Genomic DNA, 18,940 nt, shown 5'->3' with positions numbered 1-18,940 from the left:
CGCATTGATCTGCCCCTCGCTCCCCAACGAAAGTGGAGCGCACCAATCGCCACTGTGACCTGCACGGGAGCAAGCATGTACGTCACCGTAGAACACGCCGTGTCCGCTCTGGCCACCGACGCGAACGCAGTCGTCCAGGAACTCCGGGACCGCGCCGAGATCCTCGACGTGCTGTACCGGTTCGGCCTGGGGCAGGACCTGAAGGACAAGGCCCTGTTCGCCTCGGCCTTCGCCGCCGACGCCGAACTTGACTTCCGGCCCGCCGCCGCCAAGTGGGGCGCCCGGCCTCCGGTGATGTCCGGGCGGGACGCCATCGTCACCACCATCCTCGCCCTGTTCACCGGCCGGGTGGACACCACCCACCAGATCACCAACCCTCGCATCACCGTGGAAGGCGACACCGCACGGCTGACAGCCCTGGTGGAGGCCCAGCATCTGCTCACCGCCGACCACACCACCTTCGCTCTGCTGAAGAACCCCTACGACACTGAACTGGTCCGCGACGGCCAGCGCTGGGTCATCCACCGCCTGCGCATCGACAACGCCTGGTACACCGGCGACCCCGCCGCGATCTTCGGCAACTGACGATCCCCTCCGTCCAAGAAATTTCCGACGAAGTACGGTCTGACCTGCGGGGACGTCAGGCTCCTGAGTTAGAGATCTCGATTCGCTCGGTTCGGCAGAGCACCGCAGCGGATCGTATGAAGAGGCTGGGGCGGGAGGCTGTTCTCATCTCCGACCTGGCCGCCCGGGACGGGTCGCTGGTTCAGCCGCGGCTCAAGCGCTGCTGCTCGGCGCACTTCCCGTGCTGGCCGGCCTGTGGCCGTTCCAGGTCTGGCACCTGTACGTGGTGGTGACGCTGGCGGGATCGCCGCACTCTTCGAGTCGGTCGCAGCCCAGTCGCTCACCCCGCAACTGGTCCCCGCGCGAGCGGCTGCTCGCCGCAAACAGCACGCTCATGCCGAGCAACGCCGGGCTTGGCTCCATGGTCGAAGAAATAACCAGTTCCCAACCGTCTCGGCCGTCCCGGTTGCGGGTGGGTCTGCTCAGCGTGCCGGAGCCGCGGCGGCGTTGCGCAGGGCCGTCTCGACTCGGCGGTTGCTGGTCATGGTGGCCGTGACGGCGGTCATCATGAGGAGGAGACCGGCGGCGGCGTAGAGCGGGGTGCGCACGTCGTAGGCGGTGGCCAGCCAGCCGCCGAGGAAGGCGCCGAACGGGGCGGCGCACATGGCGAGCATGCGGGAGGTGGAGGCGACCCGGCCCATCAGATGAGCCGGGACGATCGCCTGCCGGAGGGAGGGCCCGAGCACCATCGTGGCGCCCATGCCCGCCCCGCAGACGGCCAGTGCGAGCCCGGCCACGTACGGACCAGGAGCGGCGGCCAGTCCCAGGATGGCAAGCCCCTCGACCGCGGCCGTGCAGGTCAGCGCGGTGCCGGTGCCGAGCCGCCGGCTGAGGAAGGAGGCGATGCCCGCGCCGAGCAGGCCGCCCGCGGCCTCCGCGGTGAGGAGCAGACCGAAGCCGAAAGGGCCGATGCCGAGGCGCTCATGGGCGAGGAGGGCCAAGACGGTCTCCACGGCGAGGAAGGCGACGTTCCCGACCGCTGGACGCAGCGCGAGCCCGAGCAGCAGCCGATCACGGAAGACGTAGGAGGCTCCGGCCCGCGCCTGGCGGAGCAGTGACTCTCGGGCGCCCGCGGTAGGCCGCGGCACGGCGGGCAGTGACCGTACGAGCAGTGCGGAGAACACGAACGACATCATGTCGGCGAGCAGCGGAACCGGTTGCCCCAGCGCTAGCAGCGCACTGCCCGCAGGTGGCCCGGCGAAGCCGGACGCCGCCGTCTGGGTGCTGCGCAGTCGGGAGTTGGCGTGTTGCAGGAGCGCGGGGTCGCGGCCGAGCAGATCCGGCAGATAAGCAGTGGCGGCCGTGTCGAAGAAGAGCCCTCCGAGGGCGAGCAGGAACGCGACAGCCGCCAGCAGCGGAATGCTCAGCACGTCGAGCATGGCCGCGGCCGCCGGTATCGCGAGCAGCACCGCACGCGCCGTATCCGCGACCCACATCGTACGGCGACGGTCCCAGCGGTCCACCAGCGCACCGCCGAGCACGCCGAACAGCAGCCATGGCAGCGTCCCTGCGGCCGTGACGACGGCCAGCGCCATCGGATCCCGGGTCAACGTCAACGCGATCAGCGGCAGCGCGGCATGCGTCACCCCATCACCAAGCGAGGACGCCGTCTGCGCGGTCCACAGTCGCCCGAACCCGGCAGGCAACTTCGCCACGTCATTCGTCAGTTTTGGGGTCACTCGGCGTCCCCGTCGACTTGCTGGTCGACCTGCCGGCGCGGAGCCGGCTGGAACAGCGCGAAGACCAGCGACGCGTCCGGCAGCGAGGGATCAGACAGCGCCCGGTACTCATCCGCCAGTGCCTGCAGCCGCTCCCCCAGCTCCGTGAACTGCTCTTCGGTAAGTCGCAGATGTGCCATCCGCACGTGCCGCTCGCCATCGGCCGGGGACGCCTCCAGGTCCGCCACCGCATTCCGCAGTAGTACGTCCGGCTGTCCCGGCCCCGGATCCGGCAGCATGATCGACCGCGCGGCCATCGCGTAGTACCGCTCGGTGACCCCCCTCACCTTCCGCGTCCGCACCACCTTCACCAAGCCGGCCCGCTCGAGCAGCCGCACGTGATAGCTGGAACTTCCCTTCGCCAGGCCCACCCGCTGGGCGATCTGCGTGATCGTCGCCGGCTCGAAGCGGAGCACGGCCATGATCCGGTGACGCGTGAGATTGGAGACGGCGCGGAGCTGGTCGTCGGTGGTGACGTGAAACGTCTCAGGAAGATCATCGGTAGGCATGCGGACAATGGTCAACGACCCTTGACCATTGCGCAACCGAATTTCGCTCGCTTACCGGCCTTCAAGGCCACGCTCAGCGCGAAGGCGTTGGTGTAGCCCACCTTCTTGGCGATCGTGTCCACCGTCTGGTCGGTCCCGCACAGCAAGGTGTTCTCCGTCGGCCGCGCCACCGCCTGCTGCGTCCTGGAGCGTGTCCCGGCCGTCCCGACGAAGCTTGAACCGCACCCCTGTTCGAGTACGTGCCTGGCTCCGCCGTTCGCGTACAGGCGCCTCCCGCACCGATCGTGCGCGGCTCACCCACGCGCGTGCCCGGTTCGTCCCGCTGGTCTGTCACCGGTGGCCGCATCCGTCTTGCGCACCGCGCGCTCACTGGACTCGCCACCTGCCCGCCGGTCCGGGACGGTGACCTCGACGGGCGCGCCGTCCCCGCTCACGCCGTGGCGCGCGTTCTCCGAGGTGACGCCCGCCCCGAAAGGGGGCGGGAGGACTGCCCCCCTTCAGGCGGGCGCTGCTACGGGGCGGGGGTCAAGAGATTTGGAACGGAATCTAGAAGCAGCACGCCGGACAGAAGCCGAGTACGGCGGCCAGGGCGGGTGATGATGGCGCTTCGACACGAAGTGGCGGTGCTGCGCCGGCCGGGTGGTCCTGGCCGCGCCAGCACGACTCCCGGCGCCCGGATTGCGGGCTCAACGGCTGGTCCGACGCCATGCACGCATCCGAGCTGCTACGGCCGCCCGAGGACGGAGATTCTGGGCCCTCGGGCCGTGCCTGGCGCAGACGAGCCGGGACGCCGCACCCTCATGGCGAACACTCCCAGGCGCCTTCCGCGTTCATCAGCAACCGGGATGCCGACTTGGAAGCTGTCTTCGCAGGCGGAGGCCGAGCGGTGGCTGCGCACCGTACGGGCCGAGTGCACCGGCCGCATGCCGATCTACAGCGAACGGCACGATCATGATGAGCGGCGCGCCCTGACGGGTGTCGGCCACGTCTACACCGATCAGGCCGTGTTCGGGATCGTCCCCGACGGCGTGCGTGAGATCGAGACGTACGGCGTCTCCGTCCCGGAACTGCGCGCCCGGCTGGAGGTTCGGCTCCGGGAGTGACTCGATCCCGGCCTCGGTGAGGGTCCAGGTGACCGTGGCCGCTTACGGGCCAGGGGCCCAGATGACCTCCAGACAGTCATCGGCACAAGGAAGGGTCACATGGGCGCGCCGAACGGACTGGGCGGAGATATCGCTGGTAGAAGGTGTTCTGGCGGCGAAGGGGGCAGGGGTGACGGACGACGCTGGGGGGCGGCCTGGGGCCGGTCCCAGTCTGCGGACGCCGCTGTTCCTGGCAGGGCTCGCCCTCGTCACCGCCGTGGTGATCGTGCTGGACGTGTCCACGGGCACCGCGGTTCGCCTGTACCCGCTGCTGATCTTCCTGCCGGCCATCGTGTCGGGGCTCGGGGCGGTGTGGCAGACGGCCGTCGCCGCGGTGTGGGTGCTGGTGGTGGAGGTCGGCACGGCGATCTACCTGCGTGGCGAGCCTGACGACATCCTGCTGGCGGCCGGGTTCACCGGCCTGTTCGGGTTGCTGAGCGTGGCCGGGTGCCGCTACCGGGTGAAGCGGGAGGCGGAGGTTTTCCGGTTGCGTTCGGCGACCTCCGCCCTGAGACAGCTCCTGGTGCGCCCGCTGCCTCTGCGCACGGCGGAGATCGCGGTGGAGGGCCTCTACCAGCCGGTAGAGGAGGACACCATGATGGGCGGCGACATGTACGACGTGGCCGTCGCCCAGAACGGCACCCGGGTGCTGATCGCGGACGTGCACGGCAAGGGCCTGTCGGCGATCGGGATGGTGGTCGCGCTGCTGGGTTCGTTCAGAGAGGCGGCCCACCGGGAGGAGACGCTCACCGGCGTAGTAGCCGCACTGGAGAACTCGGTGGTCAGGCACAACTACTTCGCGGCTCAGGACGGCGAGCCGGAGCGGCTGGTCACCGCGCTCATCCTGGACATCAAGGACGCCTCGCAGACCGAGGCGGTCGAGGTGGTCAACTGTGGCCACATCGCCCCGTACATGATTCAGGGCCAGGACGTCCGGCAGGTCGACCTGGGCCAGCCTGAAGTTCCCCTCGGCCTGGCGGCGCTGGCCCCGGCGCCGCGCGCAGGCGTGTCGTTCAGATTCGCACGCGGTGCGCGCTTGCTGCTGTGCACGGACGGGGTTACCGAGGCGCGTGACGCGGGCGGCGGGTTCTATCCCTTGGAGGAGCGGTTGCGCGCGTGGGCCGCGGAGCCGCCCGCCAGTCTCGTCCGCGCTCTGAGCGAGGACCTGCATGGCTTCAGCGCGGCCGGTCAGCACGATGACACCACGATGCTCATCCTGCGCAGGACCGAGCCGTCCTGACCGGTGGCGGCCACCTGGTGAACACCTGCCCAATTGGCTAGGTTGCTTCACCTCGTCCGATTCTCACACGGGAGTGGCAGCCGTGCGGCAACAGCGCAAGACCTTCCAGGCGATCGAAGTCGGCGACGGCGGCGACGGGCGGTGGGCCGCTCACGCCCGGGCCCTGTGGCAGGAGATGGAGGGCCTGCTGACCGAGGAGGGCCGGACTGCGGAGGGCGCGGATCGTGTTCGGGCGCTGTTCCGTGCGCATATGCCGGAACTGGTCCCGGTTCTGGACCGTCTGGCCGGCCAACTCGACCGGCCCGGGGCGGAAGTCTTCCTCACCCACGCGGCTCTGCGGCCGTTCTCCCAGGCCTGCACCCAGATCGGCCAGAACGGCACTTTGCTGCGCAACTATGACCTGCGGCCCGATCAGTGCGAGGGGACCATCGTCTCCTCCTGCTTCCTGCGCCCCGTGATCGGGATGCAGGACATGCTGTGGGGCATGCAGGACGGGATGAACGATGCCGGTCTCGCGATCTCGCTCACCTGGGGCGGACGTTCTGTCTACGGACGTGGCTTCGCCATTCTCATCCTCGTGCGCTACCTGCTGGAGACGTGCGACACCGTCGATGAGGCGGTCGACAGGCTGCGGTCCCTGCCGGTCGCCGTCCCCCAGAACCTCACCCTTGTCGATCCCAAGAAGGCGATGACGGTGTTCGTGGGACCGGATATGCCGCTGACGGTGGCACCGGACGCCTGCGCCTCCAATCACCAGCACCTGCCGGTGACCGACGAGCAGGAGCGGGCCATGCGGACGCAGGAGCGGCTGCGAGCCATCCGCGCCGCGGGCGCGGACGTGGCGGCGATGCTCAAGCCGCCGCTGTATCGATCCGTCGACGAGCAGGGGACGGTAACGCTCTACACCGCCCACTACCGACCCGCCGAGGGCCTTGTGACCTACTACTGGCCCGGTGAATCCTGGCAACAGTCCTTCAGCGACTTCACACCCGGAACCCGCACCGTGACCTTGGGCCGGGCCAGCTGAAAGCTTTCTGCACGAAGCCCGTGAACACCCCTGGTCGGGCCATACTGGCAACTCCAGCCAGACGGAATAGGTGCAGGCTAGCCTTACCGTCGGCGCTCATGGCACCGTCCTGGACGTACCATTCGTTGGGCGGCTCGCCCGGCAGGCGCATGCCCGACGGCATCTCGTACTTCTCATTCGATCTACGTGCCGCGTGCGGCGAGCCGGGTGAGTGCGGCGGCGCTGGGGCTGCCCGGACGCGCGGTGTAGATCACCATCCGCAGATCGGTGCCGGGCAGCAGCAGAGTCTGGCAGTCCAGCTCCAGCACGCCCAGCTCGGGGTGGTGCAGGTGCTTGCGCAGCGTCGGTATGGGGCGTACCTCGTGGTTGCGCCAGCTGGCGGCGAAGTCGGGGCTGTGCGCGGCGAACTCGTTGACCAGCTCGCCAAGTACGCGTTCGGCCGGGTGACGGGCGCTGGCCGCGCGCAGCTGGGCGGCGGTCTGCCGGGCGTATTCGCCCTGCGAGCCGTCGGCGGCCGAGCAGAGGGTGCCGTTCAGCCGGATGGACAGCCGCACGGCGTTGCGTTCCTCAGCGGGCAGCGACCCGAAGTCGATGATCAGGTCGGCTGCCGCTTCGTTCCAGGCCACAATGTCCTGGCGTTCGTCGGTGAGGTAGGCGGGCACCGGCCCGAGCCGGTCCAGCAGCTCGCGGGCGAAGGCGGGCACCGGCGCCCGGCCGGTCTCCGGGGCGGGCGGGGCCTGCCCGGCCAGCCGCGCCAGGTGCTCGCGCTCGGCGGCGGTGAGCCGCAGTGCCGTGCCCAGCGCGGCTATGACCTGCGGGGACGGATGCGGAGCGCGGGCCTGCTCAAGCCGTTCGTAGTAGCTGGTGGAGACCCCGGCCAGCGTGGCCACTTCTTCGCGGCGCAGGCCGGGAGTACGACGGGCGCGGCGGCCTGGCGGGTGGACGGCCGTGGCCGGCAGCTGGTCCGGGCGCAGCGCCTCCCGCCGGCGACGGAGAAAGTCGGCCAGTTCAGCTCTGCTCACCCGTCCAGGCTGCCACAGTGGCGGCCGCCTTAGCCACGGACCAGGAGTCCGGGGCTTACCCGTCCGTTCCGCGGCGCCCGGGTCCGCGGCCAGGCTGGCATGACCACATTCCACGGGACACCGGAGGACGAACATGCCACGCGCTCCTGAGGAGACGATCCGCCGACTGCTGGATCTGCTGCTGGCCAAGGACATGGATGCCATCGCCGATCTGTGGGCGGAGCAGGGCACCGCCGAGTTCCCGTTCGCCGCAGGGGACGCGCCGCGGCGGCTGGCGGGGCGGGATGCCGTCCGTGACTATCTGGCCGGATATCCGGAACGGATGGACGTACGGGAGATACCTGTAGCGACCGTGCATCACACGCAACGGCCGGACACCATCGTGGTGGAGTTCACCGCGCACGGGTACACGGTGCGCACCGGCGAGCCCTACCGCATGGACTACATCTCCGTGATCACGGTCCATGATGGCCTGATCACGCACTACAGGGACTATTGGAGCCCGCTGGCCGCCGCCTCGGCGACCGGGACGCTGCCCGAACTGCTCGGCTCGCTGCGCTCGGGAGCCTCCCGATGAGCGGCGTGCTGGTCACCGGCGGCACCGGGAAGACCGGCAGCGTGCTGGCGGAGCTGCTGCGGGGCAACGGCGTGCCGGTCCGGGTCGCCGCCCGCAACCCGGCTGCCGGGGATCCTGACGCCGTCCCGTTCGACTGGAACGACCCGGGCACGCATCGGGCCGCGCTGCACGCGATGGACCGCGTCTATCTGGTGCCTCCGGTGAACGCCGTGAATCCGATGCCGCTGGTCGAGCCGTTCCTGGACGAGGCGGAGCGGCTCGGCGTGCGCCGCGTGGTGCTCCTCGGCTCCGCCGTCGTGCTGCCGAACGCCCCCGGCGCGCTTGAGCTGGCCGCACGGGTACGGACTCGGCCCGGGTGGGTCGTGCTGCGCGCGTCCGGGTTCATGCAGAACTTCCTGCGCCCGCATCCGCTGGGCGAGTGGCTCCGGCAGCACGGCGAGATTCACACCGCCGCCGGTGGCGGCCGGCTGGGCTGGATCGACGCGCGCGACATCGCGGCCGCCGCCTCCGCCCTGCTGACCAACCCCGATGACGAGCCCAGCGGGAGGCCTGGTGAAGGGCCGGGCGACCGGCGCGACTACCTGCTCACCGGGCCGAAAGCGTTGAGCTACCAGGACGCGGCGGCGATCATCACCGCCCGCACCGGCAGGCCGATTCGGGTGCTGCCCGTCGAAACGGACGAGCTGGCGGCCGGTTACCGGGCCGCCGGCATGCCGGCCGAATTCGCCGCCGCCCTTGCCGCCGTGGACGCCGGCCTCAGCGCCGGCCGGGACGATATGGTCAGCACCGCGGTGCTGGACCTGACCGGCCGCCCGCCCCGCTCGTTCGACGAGTTCGTCCGGGACCACGCGTCCGAGTGGGCGAACGGCGTGGCGCCTTAGCCCGGTTCTTCGCCACCCTGTCCTCCGTGCCCTCGTGGGAGGGCGCGCGTCGGTCCGGCAGTTCGAGGTTGGGGTGGCGATGACGTCGCCTGCCTTCCTGTACGGTGCCCGGTTCACAATGGCGGGTATGGATCTGCGTGAGTTCGGCGAGTTCTTGAGGTCGCGGCGGGATCGCATCCGGCCCGGCGAGGTGGGCTTGCCGGTCCAGGCGCGCCGCCGCGTGCCTGGGCTGCGCCGGGATGAGGTGGCCGCCCTGGCCGGTGCCTCCATCGACTACTACAACCAGCTTGAGCAGGGGCGCGGCGCGCAGCCGTCGGAGCAGATGGTGGCGGCGCTCGCCCGCGCGCTCCGGTTGAGCGAGGACGAGCGAGCTCACCTGTACTTCCTGGCAGGCCGCCCCATCCCGCCGAAGCACAGTCTCGCCGCGCACATACACCCCGGCATGCTCGACCTCCTGCAGCGGCTGCCCACGACCCCGGCGGCAGTGATCACTGATCTGCACGCCGTCCTCGTCCAGAACCGCCTCGCCACCGCGCTCCTCGGGCCGATCAGCAAGGCCAAGGGGCGCGAGGCGAGCTTCGTCTACCGCTGGTTCACCGATCCGCAGGCACGTTCGCGCTACCACCCGGACGAGCATGGTCATCAGTCGCGCGTCTTCGTGGCGGATCTGCGCGCCGTGGCGGCACGGCGCGGCCGGGACGAGCAGGTGGCCGGCCTGATCGGCGCGTTGCTGTCGGCCAGCCACGAGTTCGCCGAGCTGTGGGCACACCAGGAGGTCGCGGTACGGCGGGCCGACCGCAAGCGCCTCCTGCACTCGGAGCTGGGCGAACTCGAGCTCGACTGCCTCAGCCTGCTCAGCGAGGACGGAACGCAGCGGCTGCTCTGGTTCACCGCGCCGGTCGGCGGCGACTCGGCCGAGAAGCTCGCGCTGCTCGACGTTCTGGGCAGCCACGACCTCAGCGCTTCTACGGCTGGATGATGACCTTGCCCTTGGCGTGGCCCTGGGCGAGGTGGTCGAACGCCTCGGAGGCCCGTGCCAGGGGAACCGTGCGGTCAACCGTGATCTCCAGTCCCGCGTCGGCGGCGGCGGCGACCTTCGCGAGCCGCTCCGTGTCGGAGCCGTGGAAGACGAACTCGGCGCGAACGTTCCGGCCGGCGGCTCGTTCGGCGTCCGGCGGGACGTTGAGGCCGACGAGCAGGCCGCCCGGCCGGAGCACGTCGAGGGAGGCCGCCTCGGTGTCGCCCGCGATCGGGTCGATGACCACGTCGGCGCGGGAGACCACGGCGCGGAAGTCGGTCGCGGTGTAGTCGATCACCTCGTGCGCGCCGAGCTTCCTGACGATCTCGGCGCCGCGCGGGGACACGGTGGTGACGACGTGCGCGCCCGCCTGGCGCGCGAACTGGATGACGAACCCGCCGACACCCCCGGCACCGCCATGGACCAGCACCTTCTGGCCGGGCTTCAGCTCCGCGACTTCGAACACCACCTGCCAAGCCGTGCCGGCGGCTGTCACCAGACTCGCGGCGAGGCCGAGCGGGACCGAGACCGGAGCGGCCACCAGCCCCGTCGCCGCGACGGCGGCATGCGAGGCGACGGCCCCGCCCGAGCCGGGGTCGGTACGGGCGATCACCGCGTCACCGACGCTCCAGCCGGTGACTTCGGGCCCGACGTGCTCGATGGTTCCGGCGAGGTCGGTGCCCACGATCGAGGGGAAGGTGATCGGGAAGAAGTCCCGCACATGGCCGGCGCCGATCTTGACGTCCAGCGGGTTGAGCGCCGCGCCGGCGACCTTGACCAGCACGTGGCCGGCGGAGAGGACCGGGTCGGGGAGCTCGGCGACGACCGGGCGCTCGCCGTAGGCGGTGTAGTGCAATGCCTTCATCAGTTCGTGCCTTTCACTGCGTCGACCTGGCCGAGCCGGCTGAGCCAGTCCTCCAGGTGCCAGGTGCGGACGATGCGTCCGCCGGAGGTTTCGTGGAATTCGTGAATGCGGACCTGGATCTCGCGGCCCGTCGGTGCGACGCCGGACAGCTCACCGGTGTGCACGCCGCGCACCTCGCCACGTACGCCGACGAAGCCGTCGCCGTCGCGGCCGCGGCCGTCGATGATTCGATGGACCACGATGTGGAAGCCGGTGAACGCCCCTAGAACGTGCCGATCAACGTGCCGATCATTGGATGCTCCCGAGGAACTCGCATGACCGGGAGCAGGGCCCGGTTCGCCCGCAGCCGGGACACCGCGTTGGTGTCGAGGGCGTGCAGGAACTGCCCGCACGGGCGAGTTCCACGGCTGCAGCGCGGCCGATCCCGCTGCCGGCCCCGGTCACAAGAACAACCAGATTTTCGGACATCAGGCGATTCCTCCTTCGACTTTCGAGATCCCACGGTCGTCGGTTCCGCTCCCGGCGAGAAGGCGGCGCTCACACTGGTGATGACGTCACCGGGTTAACCGGCGCCTGGTGCCCGGCTGTCCGCTCGGCCAGCGTTTTGGGGCAGCCGAAGGAGACGTCATGAAGCTTTGGACAGGCAGCGCCGCGATAGGCGTGCGCGGAACGAAGGTCTACCTCGCGGGCGGCATGCTCACGCTGACGCCGGGACCCGGCGGCCTCCAGGACACCGTGGCGACGTACGACGTGGTGAGCGGCCGCTGGGAGAAGCTGTCCGACCTGCCCGAGGCGCGCGACCACGTCGGCGGGGCCGTCATCGGCTCGACGTTCTACGTGGTGGGCGGCCGCGACCGCGGCCAGGTGAACGTCCGGGACACCGTTTACGCCTTCGACCTGCGAACGCGCCGCTGGTCGGAGCGTGCGCCCATGCCCACCGTACGAGGCCGGGCGCGCTCACCACCTGCGCGCTCGGCCAAGCTCGGAAGTCGCCGTGGCACTCCCCCAGACCGATGGGTTGGCGACGAGCTCGCTGGTGGTGATGGACGCCTTGGCCCTGCTGGACCTTTACGCCCTTTTCGAGGCCGTCTTCTACGACGCCTCCGAGACGTGCCGATCGAGCACATGGTGCCCGAGGACCGGCAGGAGGCGGCAGTCGACGCCGCCACACCGCAACCCTCGACCGGTTGAACAAGGCATCGCGCAAGGACGGGCCAGCCGCGATGCCGCGTAACACCGTGACGGTGGTGGCATCCTCGTCCGGCACGTCGTTCAATGATCGAGCGTGGCGAGTGCACGCCGTGTGACATCGGGCGGGGCTGCCGCGATGACCCTGTCGAGTGCGCCCAGGGACGTCTGCAGGTCTGTGATCGACTGTGTGATCCTTTCCCGCTCCCGGTGAAGGTCGGCGAGAAGGTCGGAGCACGTGGGGATCAGCCGGTCGCCGTCATCGCGTAGGCAAGGGAGGATCGTGGCGATGGCGGAGGTGTTCAAACCGGCGGCCAAGAGGCTACGGATGCGCCGGACGGTGTCGATGTCTTCGTCGCTGTATTCCCGGTAGCCGCTGGGGCGCCGTGCGGGGTGGAGCAGGCCCTGTTCTTCGTAGTAGCGCAGCAGGCGCTCGTGAACGCCGGTCCGTCGTGACAGGTCACCGATGCGCATGGCGCCTCCTTCGTGTGCCGCGGGAAGTCGTCGTACGACTTGACTCTCACATCTATGTGAGACTCTAGCGTCCTCGCCATGAGAAGGACATTCGCGACACTCGCCGCCCTGTGCGTGAGCGTCTTCGTCGTCGGAACGTCGGAATACCTGATCGCCGGGCTGCTGCCTCAGGTGGGAGCGGACCTGCGCATATCCGTAGGCATGGCGGGCCAAGCCGTCACCGTCTACGCGCTGGGAGTCGTGGTCGGTGGGCCCCTTGTGGCCGCGCTGACTGCCAAGATGCCCCGTAAAGGACTGGCGCTCGGTCTGATGCTGCTGTTCGCGGCCGGCAGCGCAATCAGCGCTCTGGCCCCCTCCTACGAACTGCTGCTGGCAGGACGCCTGCTCTCTTCCTTCAGCCACGCCGCCTTCCTCGCCCTGGCCCTGGTGATGGCGACCAGCGTGGTGCCGCCGGACAAGACGGGGACGGCGATCTCCACGGTCGCCTCCGGCTTCACCGTGGCAACCCTGCTCGGTGTGCCTTTGGGCGCGCTGCTGGGCGAGAGCGCCGGATGGCGCACCCCGTTCGCCGTCCTGACCGCCCTGGCGCTGGCAGGCGTCGTGCTGCTCGCAGCCGTCCTGCCCAAGCAGCCGGCCCCGGCTACACGGCTGCGAGACGAGGTCCGCGTGGTGACCCGCCGGCCAGTCCTGCTGGCCATCGCCACCACCGCGGTCGGATTCTCCGGCGTCGCTACGGTGTTCACCTACATCGCCCCGCTGATGACGCGCGTGTCTGGCTTCTCTTCCACAGCGGTATCCGGGCTGCTGCTCGCCTACGGAGCAGGCAGCTTTGTCGGCAACCTCCTTGCCGGCCGGCTCACCGACAAGTCCATGAGCGCCACCGTGCGCGGCGTCTTCGGCGGGCTGGCCGGCGTGCTCGTGCTCATTCCGTTCGCCGCCGTCTGGCAACCTTCCGCAGTGGCGGCGGTCTTGGTGCTCGGCCTGCTCTCCACCGCCACCATCGCGCCACTGCAGGGGCTGATCCTGCGCCACGCCGGCGATGCCCCCACGCTGGCCGTCTCCGCCAACGTGGGCGCCTTCAACCTTGGCGCGGCCGCCGGTTCGGCCCTGGGCGGCGTCATCGTCTCGGCAGGCGCCCTGCGCTGGACCGGTCTGGTCGGTGCGGTGCTGAGCCTGGCGGGCCTGGCCCTGACTTACCTCGTCCTGCCCCGAACTCGCGCGACAACGCAGGCGGCCGAGAACGACGTCCCGGCCGCCATCTGACTCGCCGCCGGCCCGAGGCCGCGGTGGTCAGTGCTCGCTCGGCGATCGTCGCCCTCGGGCAGTCGTATCCGGGACCGGCAGGCGGGAAGGGCGCGCGCGAACGAGCCGGAGGCGATCTGCACCGGCGCACCGCCGCCTGGATTCGGGCACCAGTTCGACGAGACCGTCAGTGGAGATCGGTAGGGTGCGATCCATGGACGAACTGGCAGCGGCCCGGCGATGGGCGCGGGTGTGGCAGGAGGCCTGGCCGGCCAAGGACGTGGCGGCCATCGTGGCCCTGCAGGCGCCCGAGGGGCTTCACTGGGCATCCCCCTTCCGCCCGGTCTACCAGGGCAAAGAAGGGCTCAGGCGCTACCTGACAGAGGTGTTCGACGACGAGGTCGAGCCGACGGTGTGCCGGTTCGGTGAGCCGCTGATCAGCAACGGCCACGCGGCGGTCGAATACTGGGCGCGGAGCCGTTACGCCAGCGGACCGCTCGCCATCGCCGGCATCACCCTGCTCAGGTTCGACGGGCAGGGGCTGGTCGCCGAGGCGCGCGACTACTCCTTCGTGGAGCAGGGAGAGCATCCCTTCAGGCCTCATCTGCCGCTCTGACCAGAGCGTACGCGGCCGCCGCGAACGCACGAACCCGCGCGGCACGTTGCGCGGGAATCGTTCACCTTCCCTCTCCCGGGGACGCGCCGGCGGGCGAGCTTGGCCAGCTCGTCCGCCGGCCTCGTTCAACGGGTGCCCGGCGCCAGGTAGCCGGGCGGCATCATGCCGCCGTTCTCCTTACGCCAGGCGCGCAGATACTTCAGCGCTTTCCTGCTGTCGGTCAGAGGAACGCCATCCCGGAGTGGAAGCCCTTGCGGGAGCCGTCCGTAGCGACGACCAGCCGCTCATCCGCCGGCGCAGCGAGGGTGGTGGCGGGGCGGTCGGCCTGTTCCCCGATCGCCACAATGCAGGACGGTGGCACGTGACCGGCGGCGGCGTGCTGTTCGGCCACGGTCAGCCTGCCGGCGACGGCGCCGAGGCCGTCGACGAACGCGGAGTCCAGGGCCAGCCACACCGCTTCACGCGCCTGGGTGCAGGCCAAACAAGGGCACGCTCGTCGCCCTGGTGGTAGGAGTTCGGGCGAGTGTGGGACTCCGTGTGATGCTTGAGTCGTGCGTCAGCCACACAGGACGCTTCATGCGCCGGGGCGTCGTGACGCGGCTCGGCTGTCGCGCATCAGTCGCCGGGTCGTGCTGCTGAGCCGCTCGCCGTTGCGTGCGAGGAATTCCCGGGCCGCTTCGGGTGAGGCACGATGCAGCTCGCGAAGCGCTGTCCCGACGGACGTCTGCACGAAGTGCTCCGGATCGTCGAGCAGCATGTCGATGAGGCGGATGGGGGTGTCGAGGTCACCCGCGCGGATGAGCTGGAAGGCAGCGGTGATCGTTGTGCGCCTCTCCCATACGGAGGCGGACCCGGCGAGCGTGAACAGCGGCGCATGGTCCCGCCCGATCAGGTAGGTCCCGATCACGCGCGGCGCTGCCCGGTCGACGAGATCCCAGCTGTCGATGTGCTGGTGCTCCGCGAGGCCTTGTCCCCCTCCTGTTCGAACTCGCCGCCGTCGGATCCATGCTCGACCGCACCACCGAGAGCACCGTCCCGCAGTTCGCCGGCCTCTACGGTCACCCCGACCTCATCGCCGCATTCCAGCAGGACCTCCGCGACCGCCATCTCAGTACGACCGCCCGCGAGGAGGACGAGGGCAAGGGTGCGCTGACAGCGAGGCAGGGCAGCTGACCACAAGACGCTGGCCGGGGCGGTGCCCACCGCGAGCAGTAGCGCCACCGCAGGTCGTGATCAGCGGCGCCACAGTCACCAGGGCGTTGGCCGCGCTTGGGGGCACGTCACGCGTCCGAGGTCTGCCGGGCGCGGCGAGCCCGGAGCTTGTGGCGGTTGCCGCAGCGCTCCATCGCGCACCACCGCCGGGCGCCGGGGCGGGACGTGTCGACGAACACCAGCGGGCAGTTGTCGCTCGCGCACTCGCGGATGCGCCCGGAGAGCGGCCCGGACAACAGCTCGATCATCTCCCGGGCCAGTGTCGACAGCGCTTGCGTGGCCCGTACCGGCGGTGCCCAGCCTGCGGTCGTGCCGTCGGCGGCCAGCTCGGGGACCAGTGGCGCCGCGGCTGCGGCCCGGTTGATGGTCTCGATCGCTTCGGCGGGGAGGGGCCGATGCGCCGCCCGGGCGTGCGCCGCGTCCCAGATCGCCTGGCGCAGGGCCTTGGCCGAGGTCAGCTCGCGGGCCGTCAGGGGGACCGTCATGACCGCGGCGATCGGCGGCTGGGCCAGCCATTCGGCCAGGTCGGCAGGCTCGTGGAGGGATTCGAACACCGCGTACGGACCCTCGCCGCCGGTGTGGGCGAAGTCCAGGCAGACGGCGCCGGCATCGAACCAGAACGACCCTCCCTTGGGGTCGTGCAACGTTCGCCCGGTTGCACTCGTTCGCATGACACCACTATAACTGGTGTCGTCAGCGACACCGGTATAACCAGTGTCATCGTCTGAAGGAGGCCCACACATGGGTGTACGACACATCAACCCCGCCGGGATGCACAGCAGCCCGGCTTTCAGCCAGGCCGTCGTGGTCGAGCAGCCGGCGAAGACGATTTACATCGGCGGGCAGAACGGCGTCGGCGCCGACGGGAAAGTCGTCGGGCCCACGGTCGGAGAGCAGTCCAGGCAGGCGTTCCGCAACCTCATGACCATCTTGGAGAGCGAGGGAGCCAGCCTGGCGAACATCGTGCACTGGCGCATCGCCGTGGTGGAGGGCAACACGTTCGACGAGGGTGTGGCCGCCTTCCAGGAGGTGTGGAACCGGGCCGACCCGCCGCCGGCCATCACGGTCCACGTCGTTGCCGGCCTGGGTCCCGGGTTCCTCGTCGAGATCGACGCCGTCGCCGTCGTGTAACCCCCTCGGGGGCAGGAGAATCCACCGGTCGTCGAATGGCCCGGTTCTGATGCTGGGGCGTGGCCTGCCCCGCACCCGCCCGCTAGGTAGGGGCCGCGGGCCCGGCCACCGCCGCAACATCACGAAACCACTGCCCGCTGGGCCTTGATCCGCACTCAAGCCGGCGAGCCAGCGATTATCCCGATAGTGACGGGTTCAGGACAGGTTCCGAGTATGACGAACGTAGCTGATGCACCCCCTGCCGGGCGAGGCTCCACGAAGTCGCCCGCCCCCGCCTGGTCGATCGTCGGCCTGGTCTGTCTGGCGCAGTTCATGATGGTTCTCGACGTGTCGATCGTGAACGTCGCGCTGCCCGCCATGGAATCCGACCTCCGCCTGGGGGCCGACGGATTGCAATGGGTGGTCAACGGCTACATCCTCACCTTCGCCGGGTTCCTGCTGCTGGGCGGCCGGGCGGCCGATCTCTACGGGCGCAGGCGTACCTTCGTGGCGGGCCTGGCGGTATTCTCGATCGCCAGCCTGGCGGGCGGGCTCGCCACAACGCCGGGGCTGCTGATCGCCGCGCGGGCGATCCAGGGGCTCGGCGCGGCGGTGGTCGCCCCGGCCACGCTGACGATCCTCACCACCGCGATCCCCGCCGGGCAGGCGCGGGCCAGGGCCATCGCCACCTGGGGTGCGGTCGGGGCGGCCGGTGGGGCGGCGGGGTCGCTCGTCGGCGGGCTGCTCACGGACTACCTGTCGTGGCGCTGGATCCTGCTGATCAACGCGCCGATCGGGACGGTCGCGATCATCGCCGCGCTGCGCCTGCTCGCCGAAAGCCGCGACCTCGGCACCCGCGGGCTCGACCTGACCGGGGCGATCACGGTGACGGTGGGGCTGTCGGCGCTGGAGTTCGGCGTGCTGCAGACCCCCGCGCACGGCTGGGGTTCGGCGCGCGTGCTGATCCCCCTGGGGGTGGGCGTGCTGGCTCTGGCCGCGTTCGTCCTGGTGCAGGCCAGGTTCGCGCGGGCGCCGCTGATGCCGTTACGGGTCTTCAGGGCCCGCTCGGTGTCCGGCGCGCTCCTCGTACAGTTCCTGCTGGGCGCTGCGGGCTTCGCGGTCTGGTACTTCCTGTCTCTCTACATGCAGCAGGTCCTGCACTACAGCGCGCTTCAGGCGGGCCTGGCGTTCCTGCCGCACACCCTCGCCATCATCGTCGCGTCCAAGGCCACGCCGTGGCTGGCCGGCCGGGTCGGCCTGCGTCCGCTGCTGGCCACAGGCGCGCTGATCTCGGCGGCGGGTTTCGCCTGGCAGGCGACGATCACGCCGGACAGTGGCCTGCTCACCGGCATCGTGCTGCCGGGCGTGCTCATCACCGGCGGAATGGGCCTCACTTCCGCGCCGATCGCCATGGCCGCCACCGCGGGGGTCGGCCCCGGCGAGGCGGGGCTGGTCTCCGGCATCCTCAACTCCTCCCGCCAGATCGGCGGCTCGCTCGGCCTGGCCGCGCTGACGACCTTGGCCGCGGCCCATACCAGCGCGCAGACCTCCGGATACTCCCTCGCGTTCGGAGCCTGCGCCGGCGTCGTGGCCGCCGGGGCGGTGGCGGTGCTCGTACTCCCGAAGACCCCGAAGAGACATGCCTGACGCGTGCGATCCTCATCGACGAGGTGAGGGCGATGCCGGGATCTTGCCAGCAGGTGAAGCGGCCGGTTCCTGGCAGCTCTGATCCTCAGCGGACAGAACCGGTCCGCCATCCCTGGCAGGGCGGGTGACATGGACGTGGCAAGCGCTGGCGAGCGACGCCCAGCGCGATCGCCTCCCCGTCGTCCGGCGGGATCGGCCAGCACGAGCCTTTCAGGATCACCTGGAATCCCGCCGAACCGTGAGCTGACGGGAAGCGCTGCCCCCAGGGGGCGTACCACTCCACGCGGGCGGAACGAGGCCGCCCCGTCCGCATGACGGCGATCACATCGCTGAGTACGTCCACAGCGGGAGAGTAGACGATCGCGCATAGTCCGGCGACTCACGCACATAGAACGTCTCACTCGAGCTCCCTAGGCTGCCGACATGACGAAGATTCTGGTGACCGGCGCGTCCGGCACGGTGGGCAGCCACGTCGCCCTGGACGGCGTCGACGCGGTCTTCCTGGTGTGGCATCCGCGAGGAGGGCACGGTTCACGGCCCGTACGGGAAGGCGACCACCGCGCCCATCCACGAGCGCGACCTCGCCGCCGTCGCGGTGCGGGCTCTGACGGGCGACGGCCACACCGGCGCCGTTTACGAGCTGACGGGACCCGAGCTGCTGTCGCAGTCCGGCCAGGCCCGCTCACCTCCACGGTTGAGACGGTCATGGGAAGGCGCGCCCGCACCTTCCGCACATGGGCCTCCGACCACGCGGGAGCGTTCCTCGGCCTCCTCGGGAGGTAGTCGTCGTCCCAGGTGTCCGTGCTGGGCGCTCACCTGGCGCCCGCG

At 70.3% G+C, this 18,940-nt stretch carries 24 protein-coding genes; 13 read left to right on the top strand and 11 right to left on the bottom strand.

What is annotated here, in order from left to right; all coding sequences use genetic code 11:
* Positions 1-75 precede the first annotated feature (75 nt).
* Positions 76-585, top strand: a complete 510-nt coding sequence (locus tag ACWDXC_RS43095; RefSeq protein ID WP_449992584.1) for a nuclear transport factor 2 family protein — start codon at positions 76-78, stop codon at positions 583-585.
* A gap of 461 nt (positions 586-1,046) precedes the next feature.
* Here the strand turns inward: ACWDXC_RS43095 and ACWDXC_RS43090 are convergent, their stop codons facing one another.
* The 3 genes from ACWDXC_RS43090 to ACWDXC_RS43080 are packed head-to-tail and all read right to left on the bottom strand — an operon-like array spanning position 1,047 to position 3,021.
* Positions 1,047-2,279 (bottom strand): MFS transporter, encoded by a 1,233-nt coding sequence (locus ACWDXC_RS43090; protein WP_449992581.1) that lies wholly within the window; start codon positions 2,277-2,279, stop codon positions 1,047-1,049.
* Between the two features lie 20 nt (positions 2,280-2,299).
* Complete coding sequence (locus ACWDXC_RS43085) at positions 2,300-2,851, bottom strand: ArsR/SmtB family transcription factor (protein ID WP_449992580.1); 552 nt, start codon at positions 2,849-2,851, stop codon at positions 2,300-2,302.
* Positions 2,852-2,862: 11 nt separating this feature from the next.
* A complete protein-coding gene (locus ACWDXC_RS43080; protein WP_449992577.1) occupies positions 2,863-3,021 on the bottom strand; it encodes a hypothetical protein in 159 nt (52 codons plus the stop codon).
* 675 nt (positions 3,022-3,696) lie between these two features.
* On the opposite strand from ACWDXC_RS43080, the gene ACWDXC_RS43075 reads away from it, so the two are divergent.
* The 3 genes from ACWDXC_RS43075 (at position 3,697) to ACWDXC_RS43065 (ending at position 6,260) form a co-directional block, all read left to right on the top strand.
* Positions 3,697-3,954, top strand: coding sequence for a hypothetical protein (locus ACWDXC_RS43075; protein ID WP_449992575.1), 258 nt, complete (start codon positions 3,697-3,699; stop codon positions 3,952-3,954).
* 169 nt (positions 3,955-4,123) lie between these two features.
* The gene (locus tag ACWDXC_RS43070) at positions 4,124-5,233 is read left to right on the top strand and encodes a PP2C family protein-serine/threonine phosphatase (RefSeq protein ID WP_449992573.1); all 1,110 of its coding nucleotides are present in this window, start codon (positions 4,124-4,126) and stop codon (positions 5,231-5,233) included.
* A gap of 82 nt (positions 5,234-5,315) precedes the next feature.
* Positions 5,316-6,260, top strand: coding sequence for a C45 family autoproteolytic acyltransferase/hydolase (locus tag ACWDXC_RS43065; protein ID WP_449992570.1), 945 nt, complete (start codon positions 5,316-5,318; stop codon positions 6,258-6,260).
* 182 nt (positions 6,261-6,442) lie between these two features.
* On the opposite strand, the gene ACWDXC_RS43060 is transcribed toward ACWDXC_RS43065, so the two are convergent.
* Complete coding sequence (locus ACWDXC_RS43060) at positions 6,443-7,282, bottom strand: helix-turn-helix transcriptional regulator (protein WP_449992568.1); 840 nt, start codon at positions 7,280-7,282, stop codon at positions 6,443-6,445.
* Positions 7,283-7,415: 133 nt separating this feature from the next.
* Between ACWDXC_RS43060 and ACWDXC_RS43055 the strand changes: the two genes are divergently transcribed.
* From ACWDXC_RS43055 to ACWDXC_RS43045, 3 genes are all read left to right on the top strand, one after another.
* Positions 7,416-7,859 (top strand): nuclear transport factor 2 family protein, encoded by a 444-nt coding sequence (locus ACWDXC_RS43055; protein ID WP_449992565.1) that lies wholly within the window; start codon positions 7,416-7,418, stop codon positions 7,857-7,859.
* Positions 7,856-8,740 (top strand): NAD(P)H-binding protein, encoded by an 885-nt coding sequence (locus tag ACWDXC_RS43050; protein ID WP_449992563.1) that lies wholly within the window; start codon positions 7,856-7,858, stop codon positions 8,738-8,740. The genes ACWDXC_RS43055 and ACWDXC_RS43050 overlap by 4 nt, the downstream gene beginning before the upstream one ends.
* Positions 8,741-8,867: 127 nt before the next feature.
* Positions 8,868-9,719: a helix-turn-helix transcriptional regulator gene (locus ACWDXC_RS43045; protein ID WP_449992560.1), complete on the top strand. Its 852-nt coding sequence runs from the start codon at positions 8,868-8,870 to the stop codon at positions 9,717-9,719.
* Here the strand turns inward: ACWDXC_RS43045 and ACWDXC_RS43040 are convergent.
* Complete coding sequence (locus tag ACWDXC_RS43040) at positions 9,706-10,623, bottom strand: NADP-dependent oxidoreductase (protein ID WP_449992557.1); 918 nt, start codon at positions 10,621-10,623, stop codon at positions 9,706-9,708. The two genes, ACWDXC_RS43045 and ACWDXC_RS43040, sit on opposite strands and share 14 nt — an antisense overlap.
* Positions 10,623-10,862, bottom strand: coding sequence for an ester cyclase (locus ACWDXC_RS43035; RefSeq protein WP_449992555.1), 240 nt, complete (start codon positions 10,860-10,862; stop codon positions 10,623-10,625). The genes ACWDXC_RS43040 and ACWDXC_RS43035 overlap by 1 nt, the downstream gene beginning before the upstream one ends.
* 388 nt (positions 10,863-11,250) lie before the next feature.
* Here ACWDXC_RS43035 and ACWDXC_RS43030 point away from each other — a divergent pair, with 388 nt between their 5' ends.
* Positions 11,251-11,814: a kelch repeat-containing protein gene (locus tag ACWDXC_RS43030; RefSeq protein WP_449992552.1), complete on the top strand. Its 564-nt coding sequence runs from the start codon at positions 11,251-11,253 to the stop codon at positions 11,812-11,814.
* 81 nt (positions 11,815-11,895) lie between these two features.
* Here ACWDXC_RS43030 and ACWDXC_RS43025 read toward each other — a convergent pair whose 3' ends face one another.
* Complete coding sequence (locus ACWDXC_RS43025; protein ID WP_357592501.1) at positions 11,896-12,285, bottom strand: MerR family transcriptional regulator; 390 nt, start codon at positions 12,283-12,285, stop codon at positions 11,896-11,898.
* 78 nt (positions 12,286-12,363) lie between these two features.
* On the opposite strand from ACWDXC_RS43025, the gene ACWDXC_RS43020 reads away from it, so the two are divergent.
* Together ACWDXC_RS43020 and ACWDXC_RS43015 are read left to right on the top strand one after the other, a co-directional pair.
* Positions 12,364-13,548 (top strand): MFS transporter, encoded by a 1,185-nt coding sequence (locus tag ACWDXC_RS43020; protein ID WP_449992549.1) that lies wholly within the window; start codon positions 12,364-12,366, stop codon positions 13,546-13,548.
* A gap of 193 nt (positions 13,549-13,741) precedes the next feature.
* A complete protein-coding gene (locus ACWDXC_RS43015) occupies positions 13,742-14,143 on the top strand; it encodes a nuclear transport factor 2 family protein (protein ID WP_449992546.1) in 402 nt (133 codons plus the stop codon).
* A gap of 220 nt (positions 14,144-14,363) precedes the next feature.
* Here ACWDXC_RS43015 and ACWDXC_RS43010 read toward each other — a convergent pair whose 3' ends face one another.
* Positions 14,364-14,624: a hypothetical protein gene (locus tag ACWDXC_RS43010; RefSeq protein ID WP_449992545.1), complete on the bottom strand. Its 261-nt coding sequence runs from the start codon at positions 14,622-14,624 to the stop codon at positions 14,364-14,366.
* Positions 14,625-14,717: 93 nt separating this feature from the next.
* Entirely contained in the window at positions 14,718-15,089 is a 372-nt protein-coding gene (locus ACWDXC_RS43005) for a DNA alkylation repair protein (RefSeq protein WP_449992614.1), read from the bottom strand.
* Positions 15,090-15,148: 59 nt separating this feature from the next.
* Between ACWDXC_RS43005 and ACWDXC_RS43000 the strand changes: the two genes are divergently transcribed.
* Complete coding sequence (locus tag ACWDXC_RS43000) at positions 15,149-15,316, top strand: hypothetical protein (protein WP_449992542.1); 168 nt, start codon at positions 15,149-15,151, stop codon at positions 15,314-15,316.
* Between the two features lie 107 nt (positions 15,317-15,423).
* Here ACWDXC_RS43000 and ACWDXC_RS42995 read toward each other — a convergent pair whose 3' ends face one another.
* Positions 15,424-16,026, bottom strand: a complete 603-nt coding sequence (locus ACWDXC_RS42995) for a CGNR zinc finger domain-containing protein (RefSeq protein WP_449992539.1) — start codon at positions 16,024-16,026, stop codon at positions 15,424-15,426.
* 70 nt (positions 16,027-16,096) lie between these two features.
* On the opposite strand from ACWDXC_RS42995, the gene ACWDXC_RS42990 reads away from it, so the two are divergent.
* Both ACWDXC_RS42990 and ACWDXC_RS42985 read left to right on the top strand, forming a co-directional pair.
* Entirely contained in the window at positions 16,097-16,486 is a 390-nt protein-coding gene (locus ACWDXC_RS42990; RefSeq protein ID WP_364183313.1) for a RidA family protein, read from the top strand.
* Positions 16,487-16,699: 213 nt separating this feature from the next.
* Positions 16,700-18,112, top strand: a complete 1,413-nt coding sequence (locus tag ACWDXC_RS42985) for an MFS transporter (protein WP_449992536.1) — start codon at positions 16,700-16,702, stop codon at positions 18,110-18,112.
* Between the two features lie 85 nt (positions 18,113-18,197).
* Here the strand turns inward: ACWDXC_RS42985 and ACWDXC_RS42980 are convergent, their stop codons facing one another.
* Entirely contained in the window at positions 18,198-18,455 is a 258-nt protein-coding gene (locus tag ACWDXC_RS42980) for a cupin domain-containing protein (protein WP_449992534.1), read from the bottom strand.
* Positions 18,456-18,940: the final 485 nt, after the last annotated feature.

It is taken from the genome of Nonomuraea sp. NPDC003214, assembly GCF_053590035.1.
The sequence above is the reverse complement of the archived record's forward strand: the minus strand, read 5'-3'. Positions and strand labels throughout refer to the sequence as shown.

Excerpts from the sequence above, each read along its gene's own strand:
- ACWDXC_RS43095 (WP_449992584.1), top strand. The coding sequence starts at position 76 with ATGTACGTCACCGTAGAACACGCCGTGTCCGCTCTGGCCACCGACGCG.
- ACWDXC_RS43085 (WP_449992580.1), bottom strand. The coding sequence starts at position 2,851 with ATGCCTACCGATGATCTTCCTGAGACGTTTCACGTCACCACCGACGAC.
- ACWDXC_RS43075 (WP_449992575.1), top strand. The coding sequence starts at position 3,697 with ATGCCGACTTGGAAGCTGTCTTCGCAGGCGGAGGCCGAGCGGTGGCTG.
- ACWDXC_RS43055 (WP_449992565.1), top strand. The coding sequence starts at position 7,416 with ATGCCACGCGCTCCTGAGGAGACGATCCGCCGACTGCTGGATCTGCTG.
- ACWDXC_RS43050 (WP_449992563.1), top strand. The coding sequence starts at position 7,856 with ATGAGCGGCGTGCTGGTCACCGGCGGCACCGGGAAGACCGGCAGCGTG.
- ACWDXC_RS43045 (WP_449992560.1), top strand. The coding sequence starts at position 8,868 with ATGGATCTGCGTGAGTTCGGCGAGTTCTTGAGGTCGCGGCGGGATCGC.
- ACWDXC_RS43040 (WP_449992557.1), bottom strand. The coding sequence starts at position 10,623 with ATGAAGGCATTGCACTACACCGCCTACGGCGAGCGCCCGGTCGTCGCC.
- ACWDXC_RS43030 (WP_449992552.1), top strand. The coding sequence starts at position 11,251 with ATGAAGCTTTGGACAGGCAGCGCCGCGATAGGCGTGCGCGGAACGAAG.
- ACWDXC_RS43025 (WP_357592501.1), bottom strand. The coding sequence starts at position 12,285 with ATGCGCATCGGTGACCTGTCACGACGGACCGGCGTTCACGAGCGCCTG.
- ACWDXC_RS43020 (WP_449992549.1), top strand. The coding sequence starts at position 12,364 with ATGAGAAGGACATTCGCGACACTCGCCGCCCTGTGCGTGAGCGTCTTC.
- ACWDXC_RS43015 (WP_449992546.1), top strand. The coding sequence starts at position 13,742 with ATGGACGAACTGGCAGCGGCCCGGCGATGGGCGCGGGTGTGGCAGGAG.
- ACWDXC_RS43000 (WP_449992542.1), top strand. The coding sequence starts at position 15,149 with ATGCTCGACCGCACCACCGAGAGCACCGTCCCGCAGTTCGCCGGCCTC.
- ACWDXC_RS42995 (WP_449992539.1), bottom strand. The coding sequence starts at position 16,026 with ATGCGAACGAGTGCAACCGGGCGAACGTTGCACGACCCCAAGGGAGGG.
- ACWDXC_RS42990 (WP_364183313.1), top strand. The coding sequence starts at position 16,097 with ATGGGTGTACGACACATCAACCCCGCCGGGATGCACAGCAGCCCGGCT.
- ACWDXC_RS42985 (WP_449992536.1), top strand. The coding sequence starts at position 16,700 with ATGACGAACGTAGCTGATGCACCCCCTGCCGGGCGAGGCTCCACGAAG.